Consider the following 24,112-nt stretch of genomic DNA (forward strand, 5'->3'; position numbering starts at 1 on the left):
GGAGTCGTGAGGTGGTTCGCCGCCCGGGTCGGTCACGGGTGTGAGTCCGGACCGTGGCGAGTCGAGCGGCGCGGAGACGTCGAGTCGACTCGGCTGTGGTCCCGACTAGCACATGCTGGCGAGCGCCACGGGTACGTCCGAGAGCAGCCACGCGCTGTGGTTGTGGACGTCGTACATGACGACCCCACCGGCGCGCAGGTGGAGAACGGCGAGCGGTTCACCCGACGAGCGGTCGTCCGCCGACGGACGGCCGTCCTGTTCGTGGTTCGGGTTGTCGTTCCTGTGCATTGTCTTGTCGACGGGCGACTGCGTCGTCTCGTCGGTTAGTTCCTCCTACGCTACGCGCCGTGTTAACTCCTAGCTTACACGTTGGTTACGTCGGTACGCGGAGGCGCCTGCATACTCGGCGGATTGGACGGACGGGCGGTTGGATGGACGGGGAGGTGGACGTAAGCGGATGGATGCGGGGGATGGATTCGGGTGGATGCGAGGGGATGGAGCGATGGGCGGACGGGGCCGAGTACCGGCCGTGAGCGGCCGAACAGACGGCGAAGGCGGCAGGGTCACAGGGGCGGCGAGGGTCGGGAGGTGGCGTTAGCCGGTCGGGTAGCCGTAGCCCCGCTACCGCACAGTTAGCTGAACCTTATAGCTACGCCGCACGAAAACCGCGTGAGGGCCGCGACGCCGTGTGCGTCGCGTAACACTGCTTCGTCCCGCGGGGGTTCGGCCGCGGACGCCGGCGACCCGGGCGACCGACGAGGGCCGGGCGCCGACGCCGACGGCCGGCGACTCGCGACCGACGGGGCGACTGGGCACCCGAGCACCGCGGGTCCACTGGAAGGCGACACATGACCGAAACATTCGAAGACGGGCGGGAAACGACCGGAGAACGCAAACGGGCGGGGGGAACGTGCCCGGAGTGTGGGGGGCTGTTGACCGACGACGTCGTCCACGGGGAGACGGCCTGTAGCGACTGTGGGCTCGTCGTCGCCGAGAACGCCATCGACCCCGGGCCGGAGTGGCGCGTGTTCAACCCCGAGGAGGCCGACTCGAAGACCCGCGTGGGCGCCCCGACCACCGCGATGTGGCACGACAAGGGGCTGTCGACGACCATCGACTGGCAGAACCGCGACAGCCAGGGGAACCCCCTGTCGGCGTCCCAGCGGCGGACGCTCCACCGACTCCGGCTGTGGAACCAGCGCTTCACCGCGGAGAACGCCCAGGACCGGAACCTCCGGCAGGCACTCGGCGAAATCGACCGGATGGCGTCGGCGCTGGGACTGCCGAACGACGTGCGCGAGACGGCGAGCGTCATCTACCGGCAGGCGCTGAAGCAGGACCTGCTCCCCGGCCGCTCCATCGAGGCGGTCGCGACGGCGTCGCTGTACGCCGCCGCCCGGCAGGCCGGCATCCCCCGGAGCATCGTCGAGATGACGGGCGTCAGCCGGGTCGACGAGCGCGAGTTCCGCCGGGCGTACCGCTACATCGTCCGCGAACTCGGGCTGGTCGTCCAACTCGCCGACCCCGTCCAGTACGTCCGGCGCTACGCCTCCGAACTGGGGCTCTCCGCCGAGGCCGAGAACGTCGCCTGCGACCTGCTCGCGAACGCCCAGCGGCTGGGCTTCCACAGCGGGAAGAGCCCGGTCACCCTCGCCGCCGCGGCGGTGTACGCCGCCGCCGTCGTCACCAACGAGGACGTGACCCAGACGGACGTGTCGTCGGTCGCCGACGTGAGTGACGTGACCATCCGCACGCGCTACAAGGAACTGCTCGCGGCGGCCGACGGCGGGCCGGGGTCCGGCGACGACTGAGCGGCCGGTTCTCTCTCCCGCGACCGGGAGTTTTCCGAAGCGACACACCAAGCCGAGAGCGACGGTGAACGGCCGAACAACCGACGGGTGGGACTTCGGAAGAGGCCGGTCGCGGGACGAAGCACGACGTTCACGAGAGCAAAGCTCTCGTGCAGTTCGGAAGACGCGGCGCGTCTTCCGAGCACACCAGAACGGCCCCGCCGTTCCGGGGACAGCCCACAAGAAGTGCCGGCGGCACTTCTTGGGACGACGCTAAGCACGTGAGGGAGCGATAGCGACCGAACGCGCGCAACGAGTCGCGCGAGTCCCGCGGCCGGGGGCTTCCGGGAGCCGTCGGTACAGCACCGGAACCGCCGAACTCGCCGACGCGCCCTCGAATATCGACGGAAACGAACGCTCACAGAATCGCGTACAGGAAGAGGTTGTGGAGCCCCGGCCCCAGCCCCGCGGTCGCGGTGAGCCCGAGCAGCAGGTGTTGGTAGATGGGGCGGTCGGTCATCCCCTCGCCGACGACCCAGAGGACGGCCACGGCGACCGCGAGCTTGACGAGTAGAAACAGCCAGCCGGCGCCGAGCAGGTCGGCGGTCGGGAGCGTCGCCGCGAACTCGAGAATCCGGAGGGAGAGCGGCGTCTGTTCGGCGAACCCGAGGATGTCGATGCCGACGAGCGTGGTGGTGCCGTCGAGCAGGTGGCCGAAGAGGACGGCGGCCCCGAGGACGCCGGTGGCCGCAGTCACGTGCGGGGTGTTCCCGTCCAACCACCGCCAGACGGCGACGGTGCAGACGACGGCGACGAGGAAGGCGACCACCGGCCAGAACGGGTGGACCTCGCGCCCGCCCAGCGAGAGCGTGACGCCGGTGATCGGCGCGAGCATGAACACGCCGACGACGGCGAGCGCCTCGTCGACGCTCCACATCGAGTCGGGGTGGAGGTGGTCGGCCGCGAGAATCCAGACGGCGCCGCCGAGGACGAACGCCGTGACGTACACCAGCGGAGCCGTCAGGAGGGGAACGACGTTCGCCGGGAGGACAAGCGTCTTCCCGAGCACGGAGAGCGCGGCGGCGACGGCGACCCACGGGAGGAAGGCGACGACGGTCGTCTCGGTGGCGTCGAGACGACGCGCGCGCGAAGAGGAGACGACGGCGGCGGCGCCGAGCGCCAGCGCCAGCGAGTACAGCGGGAACGCCGTCACGGTCTCGACCGACCCAGCGACGAGGGGCCAGAACGCTCCGTCCCCAGCGCCGGCGCCGCCCGCCGCTACCGACTGCATCGCCCCCGCTCCGGCCACGCGAGCGTCGGTCGGTGGCCTCCCGTCGTCTCCTCGGGCATCTACCAGTTGTACGGCCGGACCGGTATTAGCGTCCCACTCAACGGCTCCGTAACGTAGTTACCTCCGTCTCGGCGTGGGCGGAAGTCCCCGCACGCCCACTAGCGAGCATGGAATCCACACAGCGTGACGAACGCGACCCGCGGACGGACGGGAGCGACCGGTCGGCCCGTGGTGACCCCGACCGGACCGACCGGGTCGACGGCGTCCGACGAACGATGCTCGGCGCCCTCGGCGTCCTCGGCGCCGGCCTCGTGTACCCCGGCCGTGCCCGCGGGGCGCCGGTCGCCGGGGGGAGCGCGAGGGGAGCGACCGGCGCTGACGGGACCGGCGGCGGGGCGAACCAGCGGGCGGCGACCCCGGTCGTCCGCGCGCTGGACGCGTTGGAGGAGTTGGAGCGGAGCCTCCGACAGACCGTGCGCGCGCTCGAGGCGGTGCTCGACGCCCTCGACGACGAGGCCGGGACGGTCGCGGGGGCGACGGACCGGATGCTGGACGCGGTCGAGCGGCTCGAGCGGACCCTCCGTGAGGTAGAGGACGCGGCCCGCCGCGACGCCGTCTCCCGCGGGGAGGCGCGCGCGGTGGCTCGCGACGGTATCGAAGGGGCGCAGGCGCGACTCGACTACGCGCTGGAGCTCGTCGCCGGCCCCGGCCCCGACGTGGAGGGCGAACTGGACGCCGTCGACGCCCGACTGTCGGCCGTCGAGGAGGAGATGGAGGACGCCCTCGACCAACTCGACGACGCCGCCCGGTGGACGGCCGACCGGGGACAGGAGCGGACCCTCGACCGAGCGGCCCGGAGCGTCGACTACGCCTTCCGGAGCCTCGACGACGCCGAGCGGGCGGTCGAGGACGGCGACGCCGAGGACGCCCTGCGGACGCTCGACCGGCTCCGCGAGACGGTGTCGGCACACGTGGTCGACCTCCGCGAGACGGTGGAGCCGCCGGCCGGCGGGCAGTCGCGCTGAGCGTCGATTCGCTCGTTTCCGGACACCTCGGCCGGCTGACCCCTCAGCTCGTCCCGTTTCTTTCGGATAGCGCCACACCTATCGGTTATGTGATGCTTATTGCGGAATCACGCCTCTGTACGGTAGGGATGTGAGAGAGACTATGCGCGACTTCTCCAAGCGACAGTATCTGAAGTACGCCGGCCTCGGGCTGGCCGCGATGACCCTCGGGGTCGGGGGCACCGCCGGCTCCGTCGCCGCGCGCCACGGCGCTCCTGTGGACGCGCCCCTCGTGGCGCCGCAGTTCGACGGCCGCATCCTCGACTACGAGCGCGACGACGACGGCGAGGTGCAGTTCGACTTCCGCGGCATCCGCTTCCGCACCTCCGACGACGACATCGACCTCGACGACGTCGACAGCGGGGTCTCCTTCGAGACCAACCGCCGCGACGACCACCTGCAGCTGCTCGTCGACCGCGGCGGGGTCCAACTCGACCTCGACGTGGCGGACGACGGCGACCGCATCGACCTCACCATGGCCGTCGGCGACGAGTACCTCGACTTCGAGTTCGACGACCGCGACCGCGAGGTCGACCTCACCGTCTCCGGCAGCGGCGTCACCTTCGAGGACGCCAGCGCGCGCATCGAGTACCAGGGCGACGCCATCACCCTCGACTGGGACGGCGACGACGGCGACCTCGACATCAGCGGCGACGTCTCGCTGCGCCTTCGCACCGACCGGCGCGACATCGACTTCGAGTACCGCGACGACGACGTCGCCGTCGACTTCCGCGACGAGGAGCTCGACTACGTGGGCGAGGACGTCACCATCGAGTGGCGGATGAACCGCGGCCGCCGGGACGACGACTTCGAGGCCCGCCTGCGCCGCTGAACGCGCGGCCCGTCGGCCCGACGGGTGTCGACGCCGGTCGTCACCGCGTCGGCGTCGGCCGGCCCGCCCGCAGGCGTATCGGCGGTCACGGGACCGCCGACGCGCCGCCACGGCCGCCCGACCGGACTCCCCACCGCACCGCAGTCCTTCATCCGGCGTCCGGCCGGCCCCGTTACGTCCGGGACGCTACGCCACCCCCGAGTGACGACGCCACCCAAGCGTGGCCCGAGTGAGATAATACAGAAACTACCACCAGTCAGTGGAATTCCAAGAGGATTTGATGCCTCATTCGTGTGATTCCTCAACTTTTCCGGTTTCTTCGAGGACGCAACGCAACGTATCGGTTATGTGATGCTTATGTCCCCATCACGCGTCAGTAGTAGTGGAGAGAAGAACAGCTATGACGCAGAACAGCAAGCGACAGTTCCTGAAGTACGCCGGTGCCGGCCTGGCCGTCTCGGCGATCGCCCTACCGGGCACGGTGAGTGCCGCCGCGCCCGCCCCGACGGCCGCCCCGCAGGTCAGCCCGCGCCGCGGCGACCGCCTCGACTACGAGCGCGACCGCGACGGCAACGTCGAGTTCGAGGCCTACGGCGTCTCCTTCGAGTCCGACGACGGCGACATCGAACTCCAGGACGACGACGTAGACTTCGAGACGAACGACGACCGCGACGAGCTCGAGCTGACCATCGACAACGGGAACGTCCAGCTCGACCTCGAGATGAGCGACCGCGGCGACCAGGTGGAGCTCACCCTCGCCGTCGGCGGCGAGTACATCGACTTCGAGGTCGACGGACTCGCCATCGAGTTCGAGGCCATCGGCGACGCCGGGCAGTTCGAGGACGACGGCGAGATTCAGTACGACGGGGAGGCCATCAGCTTCGAGTGGGACGCCGACAGCAACCAGCTGGAAATCTCCGGCGACGTCGAGCTCGAACTCGAGGTCGACCGCGGCGACCTCAACTTCGAGTACAGCGACGGCGACGTCTCCATCGACTTCGACGACGACGAACTCGAGTACGAGGGCCGCGACGTCTCCCTCGAGTGGGAGTTCGAGAACGGCGACCGCGACTCCTTCGAGGCTCGGCGCCTCTGAGCCGCCGACCGTGTCGGCCTCGATGCGTCGGGCCCCAGCGCCCGTCGCCTCCCGCCCCTTCGACCGTCCGTCACTACCGACCGCCGTGTCGTGACCGGCGGCTTCCGGACAGCGTTCCCCCGAGCGGCAGCCACCTCGGTGCGACCGTTCCCCTTCACGACCCGTTCCCGACGCCACGAGCCCTCCTGCTCGTTCCCGTGCGCGTGAGAGCACAAATCGAACGAAATCGTCGGAAATCGTCGAGCCGAACCGAGGCCGTCGCCTCCGAGCGGACCGTCGGCCTCGCCGCCGGGCGTCGGCCCCGTCTCTGGAGAGCCTCTCGGGGCGGGTTCGCCGGCCGCTGACCCCCTGTGATTCCGGGCTCCACACCACCCCGCCACTTCGCGGTAAGGCGCCTACGTATCGGTTATCTGACTGTTTATCCCCGTCGCAGGCCTCGTAGTAGACGGAGTTAAGAGATGAAGGACTTCTCCAAGCGACAGTACCTGAAGTACGCCGGCGCCGGGCTGGCGGCAGCCTCCCTCGGGATCGGTGGGACGGTCGGAAGCGGCGCGCTCTCGAGCGTCGAGGGTGCGACCTCGTCCGGCGGCGCGGCCCCACAGAACGGGCGGCCGAGCAGCGGCGACCGCCTCGACTACGAACGCGTCGGCAACGACATCGAGTTCGACTACCTCGACGTGTCGTTCGAGTCCGACGACGGTGACATCGAGCTCAACGACATCGACCTCGACTTCGAGACCGACGGCGACAGCCTCGAGCTGACCATCAACACCGGGAGCGCCTCGGTCGACCTCGAGATGGACGACAACGGCGCGTCCGTCGAGCTGACCATCAGTGTCGGCAGCGAGTACATCGACTTCGAGTCCGACGGCAACGACGTCGAGTTCGAAGCCATCGGCACCTCCGAGACGTTCGAGGACGACAACAACGAGATCGAGTACAAGGGTGACAGCCTCCAGTTCGAGTGGGACGCCGACTCCCAGGAGCTGGACATCACCGGCGACGTCAGCCTCGAACTCAAGACCGACGGCAGCGCCGACCTGGACTTCGAGTACCAGGACGACGACTTCATGATCGACTACGACACGACGGAGCTCGAGTACATGGGCCCCGACGTCTCCCTCGAGTGGGAGAACGGCGACGGCGACGACGACGAGTTCGAAGCCCGCCGGATGTAAGCCGACGAGTCGACCACCCCGCCGTGACGACCGCCGTCGGCGGTCGGCCACGACGTATCCCCGAGCGCATCGACGGCTCGTACGTGGTTTCCCGCGGTTCGCACGCGGCTTTTCCGGCGTTCACACCACCGCACGCGGCCCTGACAGTCGACTCCGAGCGGTCCGCCGCTGGACGGTCTAGACAGGCGGTCCCCGGCGACCGGCTCCCGACCACTCCGGGCCCGTACTTTCGCTCTTTCCGAGTCGGACGGCGTGTCCCCGTGTCTACTCACCCGTCCGTCACCTCGTTTCGTACTACTGGCACGTAACGCCGTTTCATATAGGTCAGATGATACTTATGCCCGTTCCGAGCGAAGGTATCGACGAGGGACGGCGGGTCGGGACGGCGGGGCAGGTCGGCGGCGTCGGCGAGGCGTCGACGACGGACGGCCCGGACTCCGGCCCCCGTTGGGAGGACGAACATGAGCGCACCTGCACACACCGAGACGAAGGGAGTGAACGACAAACAGCGACGGATTCTCGAGTACCTCCTGGCCAACGCCGGCTCGCGGACCTACTTCAAGTCGCGGCTCATCGGCGAGGCCGTGGGGCTCTCCGCGAAGGAGGTCGGCGCGAACCTCGCGTTCATCCTGCAGAGCGGGGCCAACGACGGGCTCGACATCGAGAAGTGGGGGTACTCCTCCGGGACCACCTGGAAGGTTACCCCGAGCGAACGGGGCGGGTGAGCGCGGTGCGGGCGGCCCTCCTTCTCGCGGTCGGTGGACGGTGGCCGTCACTCCGACACAACACCGACCGGTAAGTCACCTACCTCCGCCACAACGGCCTACGTATCGGTTATCTGACCGTTTATCCCCGTCGCAGGCCTGGTAGTAGACGGAGTTAAGAGATGAAGGACTTCTCCAAGCGACAGTACATGAAGTACGCCGGCGCTTCGCTGGCGGCGCTCTCCCTCGGAATCGGTGGGAAGATGGCGACGGAGGGCAGCGGTGCCCCCGCGAGAGTCGACGTCGGCGGCGGTGGCGGCGGCTCCACCCCCGCGGTCAGCGGCGGTGACGGCGGCGACGTCGCCCCCGAGGTCGGCACCGGCGGCGACGCGCAGCCCCAGAGCTCGCGTCCCCGCAGCGGCGACCGCCTCGACTACGAGCGCGACGACGACGGGAACATCGAGTTCACCTGGAACGACGTGGACTTCGAGACGAAAGACGACAACCAGAACGTCGAACTCACCGTCAACAGCGGCGACGTGACCCTCGACCTCGAGACGGACAACGCCGGACAGGACGTCGAAGTCACCCTCTCGGTCGGCGGCGAGTACGTCGACCTCGAAGTCGACGGCGACGACCTGGAGTTCGAAGCTATCGGCAACTCCGAGACGTTCGAGGACGACAGCGACGAGATAGAGTACAAGGGCGACGCCATCGACCTGGAGTGGGACGACGACGCCCGCGAGATCGACATCACCGGCGACGTGATGCTCGAGTACGACGGCGACGAGCTGGAGTACCGCGGCACCGAGGTCCACCTCGAGTGGGAAGTGGGCGGCGAGTTCGAGGCCCGGCTCCTCTGAGGAGCCGACCGAGTCCGAGCGCCACGTCGCTCTACGCCCCCGGCGTCGACACCGACACCACCGCTCCCGTCGGCGCCGACACCGGCACCGCCTCCACCGTCGGCGCCGACACCCGCGCCGGCGCGTCCGGCGGCCGGGAGACGCCCGCCCGGAACGAAACGGGCGGAGTAGAACGGAACGCTGTTTTCTCGCACCCGTCGACCAGGCGCCACTACGGGCCGCGTCCGACCGGCGGGCGACCCGCCGCGGTCGCGCCCGAGCCGACCGGCCGCCGGGCTGTCGGACCGACCGGGTCGACGGTCGGCGACGCCGGGTCGCCCGCCAGGGATGCCGTGTCGCCTGTCAACGGGATACAGTTATGCGCGTGGAGCGAGGAGTAGATAGGAGGGGAGGGCGGGTATGAAAGACGAGCAGGACTCGGGAGGGCGGAGGCGGCGAGACGAGCGAGTGACCGCCGACGCCCCGCCCGGCGGGGTCGAACGGACCGAGACCCTCGAGCGCCTCGGGACTCCGGCGAGCGTCGGGGCGTCCGACGGGCGGAACGACCACCCCGGACCGAAACCCGACGCCGACGCGCTCGCCGACCTCTATCGGACCGTGTTCGAGGCCGCCGACGACGGCGTGCTGCTCGTCGACGTGGCCGCCGACGCGTTTCTGACCGCCAACCCCCGTGCCTGCGACCTACTCGGCTACCCGGACGGGGAACTCGTCGACGTGTCGCCCACGACCGTCCACGCCGACGACGTCGCGCGCTACCGCGAGTTCGTCGCGAACGCGCTCCGCGCGGGCGACGGCTGGACCGAAGAGCTCACCTGCACCCGACGGGACGGCTCGACGTTCGTCGCGGAGGTCGCCGCGAGCGTCGTCGACGTGCGCGGACGGACGTACCTGCTCGCCCTGTTGCGCGACACGACCGACCGGCGCGCCTTCGAGCGCGAGCTGGCCGACCGGTGGCTCGCCGTCGACGCCGCGACCGAGGGCATCGCCCAGCTCGACGTCGACGGGGAGTTCACGTACGTCAACGGCGCGTTCGCCGCGCTGTTCGGCTACGCCCGTGACGCCCTGCTCGGACAGGGGTGGCAGGGGCTGTACGACGAGGCGACACAGGAGCGGTTCAGCAACCAGACCCAGCCGGCGCTGTTCGACATCGGGAGCTGGCGCGGGGAAGCGGTGGGCGTCAGAGCCGACGGGACGACGTTCCCCCACGAGCTCTCGCTCACCGCCCTCGACGACGGGGGCGTGCTCTGTATCGTCCGCGACGTGAGCGAGCGCCGCCGGCGCGAGCGCCAGCTCGAGGCGCTGAGCGAGGTGTCGGGCTACCTGCTGACGGCCGGCTCGACCGGCGAGATTGGCGAAATCGCCGTCGCGGCCGTCGAGGAGCTGCTCGGCTACTCGCTGGCCGGGGTGGCGATGTACGACGCCGAGACGGACAGCCTCGAGCTGACGGCGCTCTCCCGGGAGCTGGACCGTGTCATCGACCCGCTCGACCCGCCCGACTCCTTCGACGTGGAGGGAACCGAGGTCGGGCAGGCGTACAGGGGCGGCAAGCCCACCGTCACGCTCGTCGGCGAGGACGACCCGCTGAGCCAGACACCCATCACGCAGGTGCTGCTCGTCCCGCTCGCCGAACACGGTATCCTCGGCGTCGGTACCTACGGCGACGAGGGGTTCGACCGCTCGGACGTGGCCCTCCTCGAGGTGCTGGCGGCGAACGTCGCCGCCGCGCTCGGCCGGGCCGGTCGCGAGGCGGAGCTGACGGCCGCCCGGACCGAACTGGCGGCCCAGCGCGACGAACTGCTCGAACAGCGCGACGCCCAGCGGACCCTCCTCGACGTGAGCGCGCTCGCGCGCGAGGTCGTCGACGGCGTCGTCGACGCGCGCTCGCGGGCCGACATCGAGCGCGTCGTCTGTGAGCGCCTCGCCGCATCGGAGCTGTACCACTTCGCGTGGATCGGCGAATACAGCGCCGACCGTGGCCGCATCGTCCCCCGGGCCGGGGCGGGCGTCGGGCCGAGCCTCCTCGACGAAATCGCGGACATCGTCGTCACCGAGGGGGCCCGCGGGGCGGCGGACGTGGCCGTCGAGACCGGCGAGGTGCAGGTCGTCCGCGGCATCGGCGAGGTCGACCGCCTCCACGAGCCGGTGCGCCGCGAGGCGCTCGAACGCGGGTTCGAGGCCGCCATCGCGGTGCCGCTCAGCTACCACGGACGCGACTACGGCGCGCTCGTCGTCGTCGCGGGCCGCGAGGACGCCTTCGACGAGTACGAACTCGCGACCTTCGAGATGCTCGGCGACCTGGTCGGGTTCACGCTCCGCGCGGAGAACGACCGGAACCTCCTCTACGCCGACAGCGTCGTCGAGGTCGAGGTCCGAAGCACCGACCGGAGCTCCTTCTTCGTCGACGCCGCCTCCAGTCTGGGCTGCCGGATGCGCTTCGTCGGCATCGTCCCGACCGACGAGGGTCACCAGAAGCTGTACGCCCTGCTCGAAGGAGCGACCGTCGACGGGCTGGCCGAGTTCGCGACCGGCATGCCCCACGTCCGGGCGGTCGAGGCCATCGACGAGAACGCGGTGGACTCGCTGGTCGTGGTGACGCTGTCGGGCGGGTCCATGACCTACGACCTGACCGAACGGGGTGCACACATCCTCGACGCCGAGGTGGACTCGACCGGGACCCGGCTCCGCTTCGAGGTACCCTCGCGCGACGACGCCCGGAGCGTCGTCGAGGCGTTCCTCGACACCTACCCCGACACCACGGTCGTGGCCATCCGCGAGCAGGACCGGCCGGTGCGCTCGCTGTCGGAGCTCCGCGGACAGTTCCTCGGGAGTCTCACCGAACGCCAGCGCACCTGTCTCACGAGCGCCTACCTCGAAGGCTACTACGACTGGCCGCGACGCAGTAGCGCCGAGGAGGTCGCCGCCCGCCTCGGCATCTCCTCTGCGACGTTCCACCAGCACGTCCGGCTCGCCGAGGAGAAGCTCCTGCGTGCGCTCCTCGACTGACGCCACGGGAGGTTCGACACAGAACGGGGTTACGCGGTCGAAACCTACGGCTCTAGGGGCGATTTCTCGGATCGTTGACCGACCGTGTCGGCTGTCACCTACCCGCGTAGGCCGCTAACTTTCGTCCGTTTGGGGAGTAGTATACGTGAGGGGAGGCCCACTGATGACGACGAACGGAGGGAAGTTCTGATGGAACGCGACTTCGACTTCACCCGCACGGTCGGGATCGAAGGCGAGAAGAGACAGGAGACGACGGGGGGAAGAAGCGAGTACGTCGAACTCGAGTACGCCGAGTCCCACACCGAGACGGAGCCGACCGGGTTCGGCCACCCGAGCCCGGCACAGCTCCAGGAGGGGTTCACCACGGTGGCGACCCTCATCGGACGCAAGTGGCACCTGGTCATCCTCGACCAGCTGCTAACGACCGGCCCACTCGGCTTCAGCGCACTGCTACGGCGCATCGACGGCATCTCGAGCAAGGTGCTCTCGGAGAGCCTGACCGACCTCGAGGAGAACGGGTTCATCTCGCGGACGGTCGTCTCCGACCGCCCGTTCCGCGTCGAGTACGCCATGACGAACCGGGGGTACTCCCTCCGGCCCGTCCTGGACGCCGTCCGCGTCGGCTTCGACGACGGCGTCGACCGCTGACGGCGGCGACGCCGACGCCCGGCCCGGTCGGTCGGCACGGGTCGAATCGACTCGGCTGGGCGGCCGCGGCACGCTCCCTACTTTCTCTCTCGATTACATCCCGAGCGACACAGACACACCGACGACGGGAGCGGACGCTCGCTCACGCGCAGACCGGACACTAGACACCGGATAGACACGGTATCGGATAGACACGACACCGGATAGCGCCGGGTTCGTCGGGGGCCGGCGCGGGACAGCCGCCCAAAAGAGGACACCGAGTCGGCCGGGGCGGGACCCCACGGCCCGTCCGGCCGGTCGTCGTTCGGGGTCGAGGCGCGTTCGGCCGGTCGTTCAGCCGCTTCGGACGACCGGCTCCCGCTCCTCGCGCCGTTCGTACTCCTCCTCGGCCTCCGGTGGGAGGAGGTACTCGATGCTCCACGCGGCGAGGCTCTCGACGGTCGGCCGGAGCGCCTCGCCCTGCTCGGTCAGCGAGTACTCCACCCGGAACGGCTTGTCGCTGATGACGCGCCGGGTGACTACCCCCAGTTCCTCCATCTCGGCGAGGTTCTCGGAGAGCACCTTGCTGGAGATGCCCGAGATTTCGGTCTGGAGGGCGCTGAACCCGAGCGGCCCCTCGTTCAGTAGCCGGTGGATTATCACCGGACGCCACTTCTTGCCCACGATGTCCGCCGCGGCGGTGATGGGACACCAGTCTTCGCCCGCACACCATCGCTCGGCGGTGTCGCTACGCTTGCCCATACAGTTCCAACCTAGCGTGGGGGGTACAAAACCGGTGCCCGCTTGTGCGGAGGTGTGACATAGTCCCTGCGGTCGTTATTACACCCGCCGTGTCCGGTCACTCAGCTAGGAACCCACGGGTAACCCCGCTCCACGGGCGTAGTGACCGTACCGCCTCCGCGCCGCGTTACGTGCAGGTCGTATGACAGTTTATCGGGGCCGCGGGCGTACAGGCTTCTGAGAAGAGCATGGCGGACATCACCAAGCGGGACTACCTCAAACTGACCGGCGTATCGCTCGGGGCCGTCGCCCTCGCATCGGGCGGGCTCGTCGTAACGAACGCCGGGACGGCCCTCGACGCCGAGGCTGCGGTCTCGCCGCCGTCGCCCGGCGTCGCCGGACGCGTCGCGCCACCCGCCTCGGACCCGGGCGTCGAGGCCGACGTCGACGGCGACGAGATACACGCGGAGATCGAAGGCGCCGGCGACGGTGACGCCCAGCCCCAGCGGGCGGGACCCCGGAGCGGCGACCGCCTCGACTTCGAGCGCGACGCGGACGGCGACATCGAGTTCACCTGGGAGGGCGTCGACTTCGAGACGAAGGACGGCGACCGGGACATCGAGTTCCGGGTCGACGAGGACGGCGTCGTCCTCGACCTCGAGACGCGAAACGGCTGTCGCGACGTCGAGCTGACCCTCTCGGTCGACGGCGAGTACATCGACTTCGAGGCCGACGGCGAGGACGTCGAGTTCGAGGCGGTCGGCGCGTTCACCAGCTACGAGACCGACGACGAGGAGATCGAGTTCGACGGCGACGCCATCCGGTTCGAGTGGGACGGCGTTCCCGGCGACCCCGAACTCGACGTCACCGGCGACGTGCTGCTCGAGGTGAACCGCGACGAACTGGAGTACCGCGGCACCGCGGTCCACCTCGAGTGGGAGCGCGGCGGCGAGTTCGAGGCCCGACTGCTCTGAGGAGCCAGCCACCATGACCACACACCGAGACGACACCCGCGAGGAGGAGGAGGACAGCCTGTTCGAACGGTTCCACGACCGGCTCGTGGGACGCCCGCGCGAGTTCGGCGGCCGGGTCGAGGGGAACGGGGCCGAACGGAACGGGGAGGAACACGACGACGGACGACGGGTCGACGCCGCTCTCGGCGGGACCGGCGCCCTCGTCGCCGAGACGGTCGCGACCGACGACGACACCGGAACCGCGAACCGCGCCGACCCGGTGGACGGAACGGGTGGCGCGGGCGACGGCGCCTCGGCGGCGACGGGCGACCGCGACGCCGGCGACGACCGACCGAGTCGGCGCTCGACCGCGACGGCCGAGCGCTCGACCGACGGGCTGGCCGAGGCGCTCGCGGCCGAGTTGGCGGCGGGCGAGGTCGACGAGGACACCAGACGCCGGCTGGCGGCCGGGCTCCGCGCCGGTCTCGACACGCCGACGCGGGTCCGGCTCGACCAGCTGAGCGCGCGCGTCGCCGAGCTCGACGCGTACGCCGACGCGCTGGAGACGGTGCTCGAGCGGGTCGGCACCGACGACGACATCGTCGAACGCTTCGAGCGCCTCGCGGCCGAGACGGCGGCGGTCGAGCGCGGCGCCCGCGAGGAGCGGACCCGTGTCCGGGCCGACCTCGACGAGGTGACCGACGACATCGCGTCGCTCCGGACCGAGGTCGACGAGCGGGTCGCCGGGGCCGACACGCTCGGAGACGAAGTCGACACACTCCGTGCCGGCCTCGACGAACTGACCGACGAGACCGACGCGCTCCGGAGCGACTTCGACGACCTCGCCCGCGAGACCGGCGCGCTCCGGGCCGAGGTGGCGACGCTCCACGAGTGGCGCCGCCAGCTGACCGGCGCCTTCGTCACCGACGGCGGCGCGTCGGTCTCCGACGGCGCCGAGGTTCTCGACGGGACCGACGCCGTTGTCGGCGACGACGGTGCCTGGAGGACTGACCGCGAGTGAGCGCCGCAGACGTACACCGAGGAGACGACATGGAGACGAGACAGCGCGAGTTCGACGGGTTCTCGGCGTGGGTAGCCGCCGCGGTCGTGGCGGCGGTCGCCCTCGCCGGGGGGATGGTACTTAGACCGAGAGCGGTGTTCGACCGGTTCCTCTGGCAGGACTTCGTCGGCCCGCTCCAGGCGGAGGCGTTCGGCGCACAGTGTGCGATTCTGCTCCAGGGCGGGGCGTTCCGAGCGGTCGGTACGGAGGCCTGTGCGACCGCCGTCGCCGAAGGCCGGCTCGTCGCCGCGGCGGGGGCCACCCCCGTCTCGGCGGTCGGCTACGCGGCCGGCCTCCTCTTTCTCCTGCTCGGGGGCGCCCTCCTCCTGAAGCGCCTCCGACTCGTCGACGGCCGACGGTTCTTCTACGCCGTCCTGCCGTTTCTCGTCCTCGCCGGCGCGCTGTTGGCTGTCCGCGACGCGACGGCCGCCCTCCCGCGCGGGCCGGCCGGACTGCTCGGCTACCCCGCGGGGCTGTTGCTGACGACGCCGGCCGTGTACGCGCTCGCGGTCGTCCTCCCGGTCGTCGCTCTCGCGGTCGGCGCCGCGCTCCAGCGGCGCGGGCGCGTCGAGCGCTACGAACACGTCTCGACGACCGTCGCGGTCGGCCTGTTCGGACTGGCCGTCGGCGGGGTGGGGTCGCTCGCCTACCGGACCGAGGGGATGGGACTCCACCTACAGGGGGTCCCCGCGCTGCTCGTGGCGACCACCGCGCTCGCCATCGTGACGTGGCTGGCGGTCGCCCGCGTCTTCCCGGGCGTCGTCGCCCGAATCGGCTCGATGGGGCTGGTCGTCCTCTGGGCGTACCTCCTCCACGGGTTGGTGGTCGTCGTCGCCGCCGACTGGGCCGCCGAACTCGGCTTCGCCGCGGCCCGACCCGTCGACGGGCTCGTCCGGGTCGTCGCCGACGTCACCGCGACGGCGCTCCCCGCGTCGGTGGCGGCCGTGACGAAGCTCGCGTGGCCGTTCCTCCTCCTCCAGGTCGCGGTCGCGCTCGTCGTCGCCGCCAGCTTCGAACGCGAGCTGGTCCGCGAGGACGAACTCGCCCTGCTGTTGCTCGTCGCGGTGTTCGGCGTCGCGCTGGTGCCGGCCGTCCACGGGCTGCTGCGGCTCGCCATCGGCATCTGAGCCGAGCGCCGACGTTTCCCTTCTCCGCTCGCTCCCCCGTGCCGAGCGGCCGCCGCCCGCGGCACGTCGCGTCGGAGGTGACACTCGGCCCGCCGCCACTCCGCGGCGTGGTCGTGGTCGTACTAGTCGTGCTGAAACAGTCGAGGACGGAGAACAGCGTGAGAACCCGAGCTCAGACGACGCGGCGCGCCTCGAGGTCCCGGGAGTCGCGGTCGTAGCGAACCTGCAGCATCCGGTTCTGGGTGCGGAACCGACGACTGTTCGACCGGACGTCCTCGTCGAAGTCGCGGAAGTCGCTGTCGCCGATGCCGTCGAAGTCGAAGCGGAGATCGCCGTCTATCTCGACGCGCCGCCCGCGCTGACGGAACCGGAACCGACGACCGACGTAGTCGATGTCGTCGTCGCCGTCGTCCTCGAACGTCGAGTCGCCGCCCTCGACCCGGAACTCGTTGTCGACCCCGTCGAAGTCGCTGTCGATGCGCTCGCCGGCGAGGTCGAGTCGGGTACGAATCCGCGGCTCGGTGATTTTGAAGTCGAACGGGTCGGGGAGCCCGCCGAACCCGAACCGGGTGAACCGGACGCGGCCGACGCTCGGGCGCTCGTCACAGCGCAGCGTGGGGCTCACGAAGTCGAAGTCGTCGCCGCGGGTCCGAATCCGCGTCCCCGACTCGGGGTGGTCGAACCGAATGTCGCCGTTCTCGTCGCGGTCGAAGTCCAGGAAGTCGCCGGCGCTCGGCACGCCGCCCGGACCGGCCTGTCCGACCGTACTCCCCACTGCGAGGGGGAGCGCCGCGGCGGCCGCGCCGGCCGCGACGAGGTAGTCACGTCGGGATAGTCTGTGCATAGCTACTCCACCGCTAGAGAGGCGACAGGTCCGAATAAACGGTCGAAGAACTGAGGGGTGACCGCGCTACCGAGCCGTAGTAACCGCTCCCGCCGTCCACGGCCGGAGCGGGGTGCCCGAAGCGCAGGCCGGCAGTCCGGCGCGTGCGACCGTGACGTCCTGCGAACGCCGGTGCGGGCGAGGACGAACGGGAAGACGGAGCCGAACGGGAAGACGACCACGGTGCTGCAGTCCGCGTCGTGGTGACCACCGTGAGGGTCGGCGGCGGGGAGGCCGCGAGGGTCACACGACCGAGGGTGCGGCCGGATGTCGGCCGCCGGCACGGTGAGCGGAGTCGCCGACGTTCCCCGTCCCCGACTCGCGCCGTCCACCGGGAACGCCAGGGGACGCCGTCGCCCGCGGCGCGGGACGCGTCGTTCGGGTGCCCGGAGCGTCTCGTGTCGGAGTCGCGGGGCGTCGGTGCGGGTCGGGACGGGCCGGTCGGGGTCCGGTCGGAGTCCGGTCGGTGGGCAGGTGGTACGGGCGGGTCCCACCGACGGATTCGAAACCCCGCTCGTCCTCCCGGTGGCGGGTCGGCGTTCCGGGGACGCCCGGTCGTCCCCGGGTGAGATAGGCGTCGGACCCGATATACCCGACACGGTACCTCAACTCGCTGTCTCTCGCGACGCCCCTCGAACCGGCGCGACCGGACGTGAACGGTCGGTCGAGCAGGGCGGTCCGCGGACGGCCGGTCGATTACATCACTAACGCTGTAAACCCAGTGTGCTGAGGATAAACGCCGACGGGTTCGCGACGAGCCTCGGCCCGCGCCGTGGGGACGCCGGCTACTGGCCTCTGTGGCGGTCACCTCGGACTCCTCCGGAGAGCCGAACGGTAGTGTCGACACGGCAAACGGCGTGTCGGTTTTCAGCCGGATGAGGAATTCAGTCGCGGCGGTGTCGCGCCGACGGCTTCGGAGCAGTAGTCGGTCGAGGTACCGGCGTCGAGCCCGAGCGGGGGCTGGCGAGGTCTGACGGTCGGCTCGGCGGGAGAATCGCACCGAATCGGGACGCGGGCCGGCAGAGAGGCCCGAGACACCGGGTCGTGTCGCTCGCTACTCGCGCGGTTCGGTCGTGAACTCGACGGGTGCGCCGTAGCCGACCGTCTCCGGGTCGTCCGGGTCGTAGGCGTAGGCGACGGCGGTGTAGTCGGTGTCGCTCTCGAGACCCATCAGCATCTCGTCGAAGTCGTCGACCTCGTCCACGTCCTCGGCGTCCTCCTGGATGGCCGACCCCTTGTCGCCGGTCGGCCACACCTCGAAGCCGGTCTCGACCTCGCGGACGCCCCCGAGGTCGGTGATTTCGCCGTTGAGGCGGGCGCCCCAGTCGTTGATCCAATCCGCCTCGAGCGTCTCGACGGTGAAGGGGGCCTGTGACTCCTTCGAGGTGGTGAAGCGCACCTCCTCGCCGGTCACCTCGCTGTTGCCGGCGGCGACCGCGACGGCGACGTACTCCGTCTCGGGGTCGAGGCCGCCGACGGCGCCCTCGAAACTCCCGGTCTCGGTCTTCGTCTTCGGGTCGGTGGCGACGAGCGTCGCCTCCTTCTCGCCGGCGACCCAGCACCGACAGGAGACGCTCGCCTCGCCGCCCGCGCCGAGGCCGGTGAGTTCGCCCTTGAGCGTCGCGGCGGTGGACTCGACCTCGGCCGGTTCGGCGGTCGTCACCGCGAGGCCGTTGCTCGTCGAGAACGTCACCGGGTCGCCGGAGACGGTCGACCCGTCCGGCGCCTCGGCGGTCGCGACGACGACGTACTCGGTCCCCTTCTCGAGCCCCTCGACGGGTGCCTCGAACGCTCCCGTCGAGGAGACCTCACCGACCGCGACCGTCTCGCCGCCGTCGGCGCTCGTGTGGCGATAGGTGAAGCCCACCGCGGCCGACTCGTGGTCGCCGAGCCCGGTGAGCGTCCCCTGGAGCGTCGCCGAGTTCGGGCCGACGCCGGTCGGCGTGCCGGTCGTGACGCCGAACTCGCCCGCGGGACCGCCCTCCACGGCGGCGTCGACGTTCAGGAGCCCGGCGCCGGTCTCGCGATCGCCGTAGCCGAGGTCCTCGGCGGTCTCGGTGAGCTGTGCGCGAATCTCGGTGTTCGAGAGCCCCTGCGCGGCGAGGAGGGCGGCCGCGCCGGCGACGTGGGGCGTCGCCATCGACGTGCCGGAGTAGGTCTGGTAGCCGCCGCCGATGACACAGGAGGTGATGTCGGTGCCGGGGGCGGCGATTTCGACCTCGGGGCCGGTCGAGGAGAACTCCGAGAGTTCGTCCTCGCTGTTGGTGGCGCCGACGGCGACCGCCTCGTCGTAGGCGCCCGGATAGTGGACGCAGTCGATGCAGGGACCCTCGTTGCCGGCGGCGGCGACGACGAGCGTCCCCTGCTCGGTCGCGTAACGCACGGCGTCGTGGACGACCGAGGAGGGGGAGGTGGCGCCGAGGCTCATGCTGATGACCTCGTACCCCTGGTCGGCGGCCCACTTGATACCCCCGGCGACGCCGGAGCCGGTTCCACGCCCCTCCTTCGTCATCACCTTCACGCCGTGGAGGGTGGCATTCGTGGCGACGCCGACGACGCCGCTCCCGTTGTTGACGGCGTTGGCGATGCCGGCACAGTGGGTGCCGTGGCTGTGGTCGTCGTCCCAGGGCTCGTTACAGTCGAACCCGTCACACTCCTCGACGGCGTACCCTTCGCCGAGGTTGGGCGCGAGGTCGGGGTGGTCGCTGTCGATGCCGCTGTCGACGACGGCGATGTGGGCGCCGTCGCCCGTGTGGCCCTGCTCGTGGGCGGTTACGGCGCCGACGCGCTCGATTCCCCAGGGGTCGCTCTGGGCGGCGGTCTCGAACTCGCCGAGCGTGTGGAAAGTCACGTCGCGCTCGACGTAGCGCAGTTCGCCCCGCCGTTCGAGGTCGGCGACGGCCGCTTCCGAGAACCGACCGACGACGGCGTTGCCACGCTCCCCGAAGTCGAGTTCCTCCTCGACGCCGTCGGCCCGCTGGGCGGCGAACCGGGCGCCGTCGGTCGACCGTGTCCCGAGGACGAGCCGGTCGCCGTCGCCGGCCGCTGCTGCTTTCCCGGCGAGGCCGGCTCCGACGGCCCCGCCACCGATACACCGCAGTACGTTGCGTCGCGTTAGCTCACTCATGGCTGTCTCTCTGCCGAAGATGGGGCGTTCCCCGAACGATACCCGGTAACCTGCGGGTAAGCTGGATACCCGTCCGTTACGGGATGACCCAGAGTAGCGGCACCGTCCCGATAAAGCTATCTGAGGCCAAGGTACACTTTCCGTACCACGGTACCATACGACACGGTTGGCGGTAACGAATTGTTACCTGAGGTGACGTCGTACGGACACTCCGCGCCGGGAAGGTCCGCTCCCCGGCCGTAACCACCCCACTGCGGGCCGCGTGGGGCCATAAATACGGTCGACACCAACGTTACTGTACGATGAACGAGTTGACCGGGTTCCAACGTGACCTCCTCTACGTCGTCGCCGGACTGGACCGTCCGCACGGGCTGGCAATCAAGCGCGAACTGGAGACGTACTACGGAAACGACATCAACCAAGGCCGGCTCTACCCCAATCTGGACACGCTCGTCGGCCGCGGACTGGTGGAGAAAGGCGAGAAGGACCGCCGCACTAACTACTACGAACTGACCGACGCCGGACTCGAGGAGATCGCCTCCCGCCGAATCTGGGAGAACGAGTACCTCGAACATCTGGTCGGCGTCGGCTACGTCCCCTGACCCCGTTCTCGAACCGTCCTCTCGAACCCGGTCGCCGTCCCGTCGCGGCCGTCCGCTCCCACCGGCGTCGGGGTACGCCGCCGTAACGTCGGTACGACGCCGGGAGCGAGTTACGTACCAGTCGAATGGACGATATATCTCCGGCGAGCCTATCTTCCGGAAGAGACACCGTGACCACCGACAGCAGCTATCGCGTGCTCGCCTTCCTGGCCGTCGCGCTCGCCTTCCTGGTCGCCACCAGCGGCGTCGTGACCCTCCAGGTCGAGGCGTCGGCGAACCCGGCACTGCCGACGGTCCCCGTCGGCGTGCCGTCGGTCGGTGGCCTCCTCACAGGGGAGGGAGCGACCGAACGGACGCCCGCCGCTCCGGCCACCGCCGACGCCGCGTCGGCCCGGGCTTCGGCCGCCGCCGGCGACACCACCAGCGCGACTGACGACGTGACCGACGACACCGGCGACCAGGCGGCACTCGGAACGAACTCCGCGCTGGTGAGTCGAGCCGACGCGTACGTCGAGCGCTACAACCGCGGCGTGGACGCCGCCCCGAACCGAATCAGGGCGGAGTACGCCGACGACGTGCGGGCGACGGTCGTCGCCCTCAGCGCCTACGAGGCGGTGAAGCGCCAGGTCGCCGACGAGGTCATCCGCTTCGAGGTGCGTACCGGGACGGGCGACGTGGCCGTCGTCACCGTCGTGACCGACGCCGAGGCTCACGTGGTCGACTACCGGGTCGGCGACGGGCCGACGTCGCCGACGGTCGTCGTCCGCACCGACGAGGCGTCCCTGCGCGGCATCGTCGCGGCCGACGACCGGCTGGCGGCGACGCTCGACGCCATCGCCGACGGCGACGTGGTGGTCTCCGGCGACGGCGTCGACCCCACCGTCCTGAAGAACGTCGTCGAACTGTACCGGAGCGCCCCGTAGTCGCTCCGGAGCCGTCCCGTCGACGTTTCCGCGGGGACAGCCTCGGAGAGAGCCGGAGTTACGCCGCGGTGAACCGGACGGGGTCGCCGGCGACGACCGTCTCGGGGTCGTCCGGGTCGTACGCGTACGCGACGACGGCGTACTCGGCCCCGGCCTCGAAGCCGACGAACCGCTCGTCGAAGACGCCGTCCCGCCGGGTGCGGCCGCCGTCCTCCCTGAAGGACTCCCCGCCCGTCCGGCGAATCTCGAACCCGGTCCGGAGCCAGCCCGGTCCCTCGCGCCCGTCGAGTCGGTCGAGTCCGGACACCTCGCCACACAGGTGGGCGGTGCCGCCGCGGACCCGCTCGGGCGCCAGCGTCTCGACGGCGAACGAGGTCGGGGGGTCGGACGGGCCGGTGTCGTCGTTCGAGTCGTCGGCTCCGTCGCCGTCGCTCGCGTCACCGTCGTCCCCGGCCCCGTCCTCACCGTCTCCGCCCCGGCCGGCCCCGTCGTCCGCGATGGCCCGTTCGACGTTCAGGAGGCCGGCGCCGGTCTCGCGGTCGCCGTAGCCGAGGTCCTCGGCCGATTCGAGGAGTCGCGCTCGAATCTCGGTGTTCGAGAGTCCCTGCGCGGCGAGGAGGGCGGCCGCGCCGGCGACGTGGGGGGCCGCCATCGACGTGCCGGAGTACGTCCGGTAGTCGCCGCCGACGGCGGTCGAGGTGACGTCGGTGCCGGGGGCGGCGATGCCGACCTCGGGGCCGGTCGCGGAGAACGCCGAGAGCCGGTCGTCACTGTCGGTCGAACCGACGGCAATCGTCTCCTCGTAGGCGCCCGGGTAGTCGACGCAGTCGGTACACGGGCCGCTGTTGCCGGCGGCGGCGACGACGAGCGACCCCCGCTCCGTCGCGTACTGGACGGCGTCGTGGACCACCGCGGAGGGTCTGCGCGCTCCGAGGCTCATGCTGATGACCTCGTACCCCTGGTCGGCGGCCCACGTGACGCCCGCCGCGACGGTCATCCCGGTACCCTCGCCGTGCCCCGTCGTCACCTTCACCGCGTGGAGCGTCGCCTCGGTACTGACGCCGACGACGCCCTCGGCGTTGCTGGCGGCGTCGGCGATGCCGGCGCAGTGGGTGCCGTGGCCGTCGTCGTCGTCCCACGGCTCCGCGTCGTCCTCGCGCCCGTCGTACTCGACGACGGCGTACCCCTCGCCGAGGCTGGGCGCGAGGTCGGGGTGGTCGCTGTCGATGCCGCTGTCGACGACCGCGACGTGGACGCCCTCGCCCGTGTGGCCCCGCTCGTGACAGGGTGGCGCGCCGACGCGCTCGACACCCCACGGCTCGTGCTGGGCCGTCGACGAGGGGGCGCCGAGGGTGCGGAAGGCGGCGTCGCGCTCGACGTAGCGGAGCTCGCCCGCACGCTCCAGTTCGGCGACCGCGTCGGCGGAGAACCGCCCGACGAGGGCGTTGCCGCGCTCGCCGAAGTCGACCTCACCGTCGACGCCGCCGGCCCGTCGAGTCGCGAACCGGGCGCCGTCGGCCGAGTTCGTCCCGAGGACCAGCCGGTGACCGCCCTCGGGGTCGGCGCCGTCGGTCGCCGTCACTCGCCCGGCGAGGCCGACACCCACGGCCCCACCGCCGATACACCGCAGTACACTGCGTCGGGTTAGCTTCGTCATGCTCGCGCTTCGGGTCGCCGAGTGGTCGGCTCAACCGCCCGCCACCCGTTCGGTCGAGATGTTCCGTCCCAGCCAGCGACGGAGATACCCCACAGTATCGGGAGCGACGTGATAAGCTTATTCTGCGCCGAACGCACACGAAAAGCGTAGCGTTAACACACCGCACGCCGGGAGTTCGACCCGTCGGTCCCGTCAGGCCGTCCCCCGCCCCGCGGCTTCGACCTCCTCGCGGAGCCGGCGCACCGTCGGCTCGTCGAGGTCGAACCACTCGGCCAGCGTCCGGTCCGAGACGCCGCGAGCGTGGAGCACGGCGAGCGTGAGTCGGCGGACCGCCGCTGCGTCGTCCGTCGTCGCGAACTGTCGGCAGAGCGCCTCGGCCGGCCAGTCGGCCGTCGGGGGAGGGGCCGCCGACCGTCGCGGCCCGCGTCCGAGCGCCGGACCGGGGTGGCGGTCGAGCAGGTGTCGCTTCAGGGGCCACTCGTCCTCGGGTCCGATTTCGAACACTTCGTCGCAGTACGGGCAGCCTTTGTATACGGTCATGCGTCTCTGGGGTCCCGCGTCGCTATCAGTGAGAGTACCACGCGCGACGGT

The 24,112-nt window shown here is 70.6% G+C and carries 21 protein-coding genes; 14 read left to right on the plus strand and 7 right to left on the minus strand.

The window, feature by feature from the left end; translation table 11 throughout:
• Positions 1 to 105: 105 nt before the first annotated feature.
• The gene (locus N5095_RS18375; RefSeq protein WP_267624622.1) at positions 106 to 288 is read right to left on the minus strand and encodes a DUF7331 family protein; all 183 of its coding nucleotides are present in this window, start codon (positions 286 to 288) and stop codon (positions 106 to 108) included.
• 560 nt (positions 289 to 848) lie between these two features.
• Between N5095_RS18375 and N5095_RS18380 the strand changes: the two genes are divergently transcribed.
• Positions 849 to 1,811, plus strand: a complete 963-nt coding sequence (locus tag N5095_RS18380) for a transcription initiation factor IIB (protein ID WP_267624623.1) — start codon at positions 849 to 851, stop codon at positions 1,809 to 1,811.
• A 397-nt stretch (positions 1,812 to 2,208) separates the two neighbouring features.
• Here N5095_RS18380 and N5095_RS18385 read toward each other — a convergent pair whose 3' ends face one another.
• Positions 2,209 to 3,081 carry a DUF63 family protein gene (locus N5095_RS18385; RefSeq protein WP_267624624.1) on the minus strand — a complete coding sequence of 291 codons (873 nt, stop codon included), beginning with the start codon at positions 3,079 to 3,081 and terminating at the stop codon, positions 2,209 to 2,211.
• 167 nt (positions 3,082 to 3,248) lie between these two features.
• Between N5095_RS18385 and N5095_RS18390 the strand changes: the two genes are divergently transcribed.
• The 8 genes from N5095_RS18390 (at position 3,249) to N5095_RS18425 (ending at position 12,469) form a co-directional block, all read left to right on the plus strand.
• Positions 3,249 to 4,106, plus strand: a complete 858-nt coding sequence (locus tag N5095_RS18390; RefSeq protein ID WP_267624625.1) for a hypothetical protein — start codon at positions 3,249 to 3,251, stop codon at positions 4,104 to 4,106.
• A 142-nt stretch (positions 4,107 to 4,248) separates the two neighbouring features.
• A complete protein-coding gene (locus N5095_RS18395) occupies positions 4,249 to 4,977 on the plus strand; it encodes a hypothetical protein (protein ID WP_267624626.1) in 729 nt (242 codons plus the stop codon).
• 400 nt (positions 4,978 to 5,377) lie between these two features.
• Entirely contained in the window at positions 5,378 to 6,073 is a 696-nt protein-coding gene (locus N5095_RS18400; RefSeq protein ID WP_267624627.1) for a hypothetical protein, read from the plus strand.
• A gap of 458 nt (positions 6,074 to 6,531) precedes the next feature.
• On the plus strand, positions 6,532 to 7,251 hold the full coding sequence (locus N5095_RS18405) for a hypothetical protein (protein ID WP_267624628.1): 720 nt from the start codon (positions 6,532 to 6,534) through the stop codon (positions 7,249 to 7,251).
• Between the two features lie 461 nt (positions 7,252 to 7,712).
• The gene (locus tag N5095_RS18410) at positions 7,713 to 7,976 is read left to right on the plus strand and encodes a DUF7123 family protein (RefSeq protein ID WP_267624629.1); all 264 of its coding nucleotides are present in this window, start codon (positions 7,713 to 7,715) and stop codon (positions 7,974 to 7,976) included.
• Between the two features lie 161 nt (positions 7,977 to 8,137).
• On the plus strand, positions 8,138 to 8,818 hold the full coding sequence (locus N5095_RS18415; RefSeq protein WP_267624630.1) for a hypothetical protein: 681 nt from the start codon (positions 8,138 to 8,140) through the stop codon (positions 8,816 to 8,818).
• Positions 8,819 to 9,217: 399 nt separating this feature from the next.
• A complete protein-coding gene (locus N5095_RS18420; RefSeq protein WP_267624631.1) occupies positions 9,218 to 11,821 on the plus strand; it encodes a bacterio-opsin activator domain-containing protein in 2,604 nt (867 codons plus the stop codon).
• Between the two features lie 189 nt (positions 11,822 to 12,010).
• A complete protein-coding gene (locus N5095_RS18425) occupies positions 12,011 to 12,469 on the plus strand; it encodes a winged helix-turn-helix transcriptional regulator (protein ID WP_267624632.1) in 459 nt (152 codons plus the stop codon).
• 333 nt (positions 12,470 to 12,802) lie between these two features.
• Here N5095_RS18425 and N5095_RS18430 read toward each other — a convergent pair whose 3' ends face one another.
• Positions 12,803 to 13,210: a winged helix-turn-helix transcriptional regulator gene (locus tag N5095_RS18430; RefSeq protein WP_267624633.1), complete on the minus strand. Its 408-nt coding sequence runs from the start codon at positions 13,208 to 13,210 to the stop codon at positions 12,803 to 12,805.
• 227 nt (positions 13,211 to 13,437) lie between these two features.
• On the opposite strand from N5095_RS18430, the gene N5095_RS18435 reads away from it, so the two are divergent.
• Genes N5095_RS18435 through N5095_RS18445 form a run of 3 tightly spaced genes read left to right on the plus strand, consistent with a single transcriptional unit; the run spans position 13,438 to position 16,329 of the window.
• Positions 13,438 to 14,163 carry a hypothetical protein gene (locus N5095_RS18435; RefSeq protein WP_267624634.1) on the plus strand — a complete coding sequence of 242 codons (726 nt, stop codon included), beginning with the start codon at positions 13,438 to 13,440 and terminating at the stop codon, positions 14,161 to 14,163.
• A 13-nt stretch (positions 14,164 to 14,176) separates the two neighbouring features.
• Positions 14,177 to 15,163 (plus strand): hypothetical protein, encoded by a 987-nt coding sequence (locus N5095_RS18440; RefSeq protein WP_267624635.1) that lies wholly within the window; start codon positions 14,177 to 14,179, stop codon positions 15,161 to 15,163.
• Positions 15,164 to 15,192: 29 nt separating this feature from the next.
• Positions 15,193 to 16,329, plus strand: a complete 1,137-nt coding sequence (locus N5095_RS18445) for a DUF63 family protein (RefSeq protein WP_267624636.1) — start codon at positions 15,193 to 15,195, stop codon at positions 16,327 to 16,329.
• A 172-nt stretch (positions 16,330 to 16,501) separates the two neighbouring features.
• Here the strand turns inward: N5095_RS18445 and N5095_RS18450 are convergent, their stop codons facing one another.
• Together N5095_RS18450 and N5095_RS18455 are read right to left on the minus strand one after the other, a co-directional pair.
• Positions 16,502 to 17,173: a hypothetical protein gene (locus N5095_RS18450; protein ID WP_267624637.1), complete on the minus strand. Its 672-nt coding sequence runs from the start codon at positions 17,171 to 17,173 to the stop codon at positions 16,502 to 16,504.
• Positions 17,174 to 18,266: 1,093 nt separating this feature from the next.
• Entirely contained in the window at positions 18,267 to 20,339 is a 2,073-nt protein-coding gene (locus N5095_RS18455; RefSeq protein WP_267624638.1) for a S8 family peptidase, read from the minus strand.
• A 302-nt stretch (positions 20,340 to 20,641) separates the two neighbouring features.
• Between N5095_RS18455 and N5095_RS18460 the strand changes: the two genes are divergently transcribed.
• Entirely contained in the window at positions 20,642 to 20,941 is a 300-nt protein-coding gene (locus N5095_RS18460; protein ID WP_267624639.1) for a PadR family transcriptional regulator, read from the plus strand.
• Positions 20,942 to 21,111: 170 nt separating this feature from the next.
• Positions 21,112 to 21,864 (plus strand): hypothetical protein, encoded by a 753-nt coding sequence (locus N5095_RS18465; RefSeq protein WP_267624640.1) that lies wholly within the window; start codon positions 21,112 to 21,114, stop codon positions 21,862 to 21,864.
• A 58-nt stretch (positions 21,865 to 21,922) separates the two neighbouring features.
• On the opposite strand, the gene N5095_RS18470 is transcribed toward N5095_RS18465, so the two are convergent.
• The gene (locus N5095_RS18470) at positions 21,923 to 23,521 is read right to left on the minus strand and encodes a S8 family serine peptidase (RefSeq protein ID WP_267624641.1); all 1,599 of its coding nucleotides are present in this window, start codon (positions 23,519 to 23,521) and stop codon (positions 21,923 to 21,925) included.
• A gap of 192 nt (positions 23,522 to 23,713) precedes the next feature.
• Positions 23,714 to 24,061: a hypothetical protein gene (locus N5095_RS18475; RefSeq protein WP_267624642.1), complete on the minus strand. Its 348-nt coding sequence runs from the start codon at positions 24,059 to 24,061 to the stop codon at positions 23,714 to 23,716.
• Between the last annotated feature and the right edge of the window lie 51 nt (positions 24,062 to 24,112).

Source organism: Halobium salinum (assembly GCF_026586625.1).
Classification (GTDB): Archaea; Halobacteriota; Halobacteria; order Halobacteriales; family Haloferacaceae; genus Halobium; species Halobium salinum.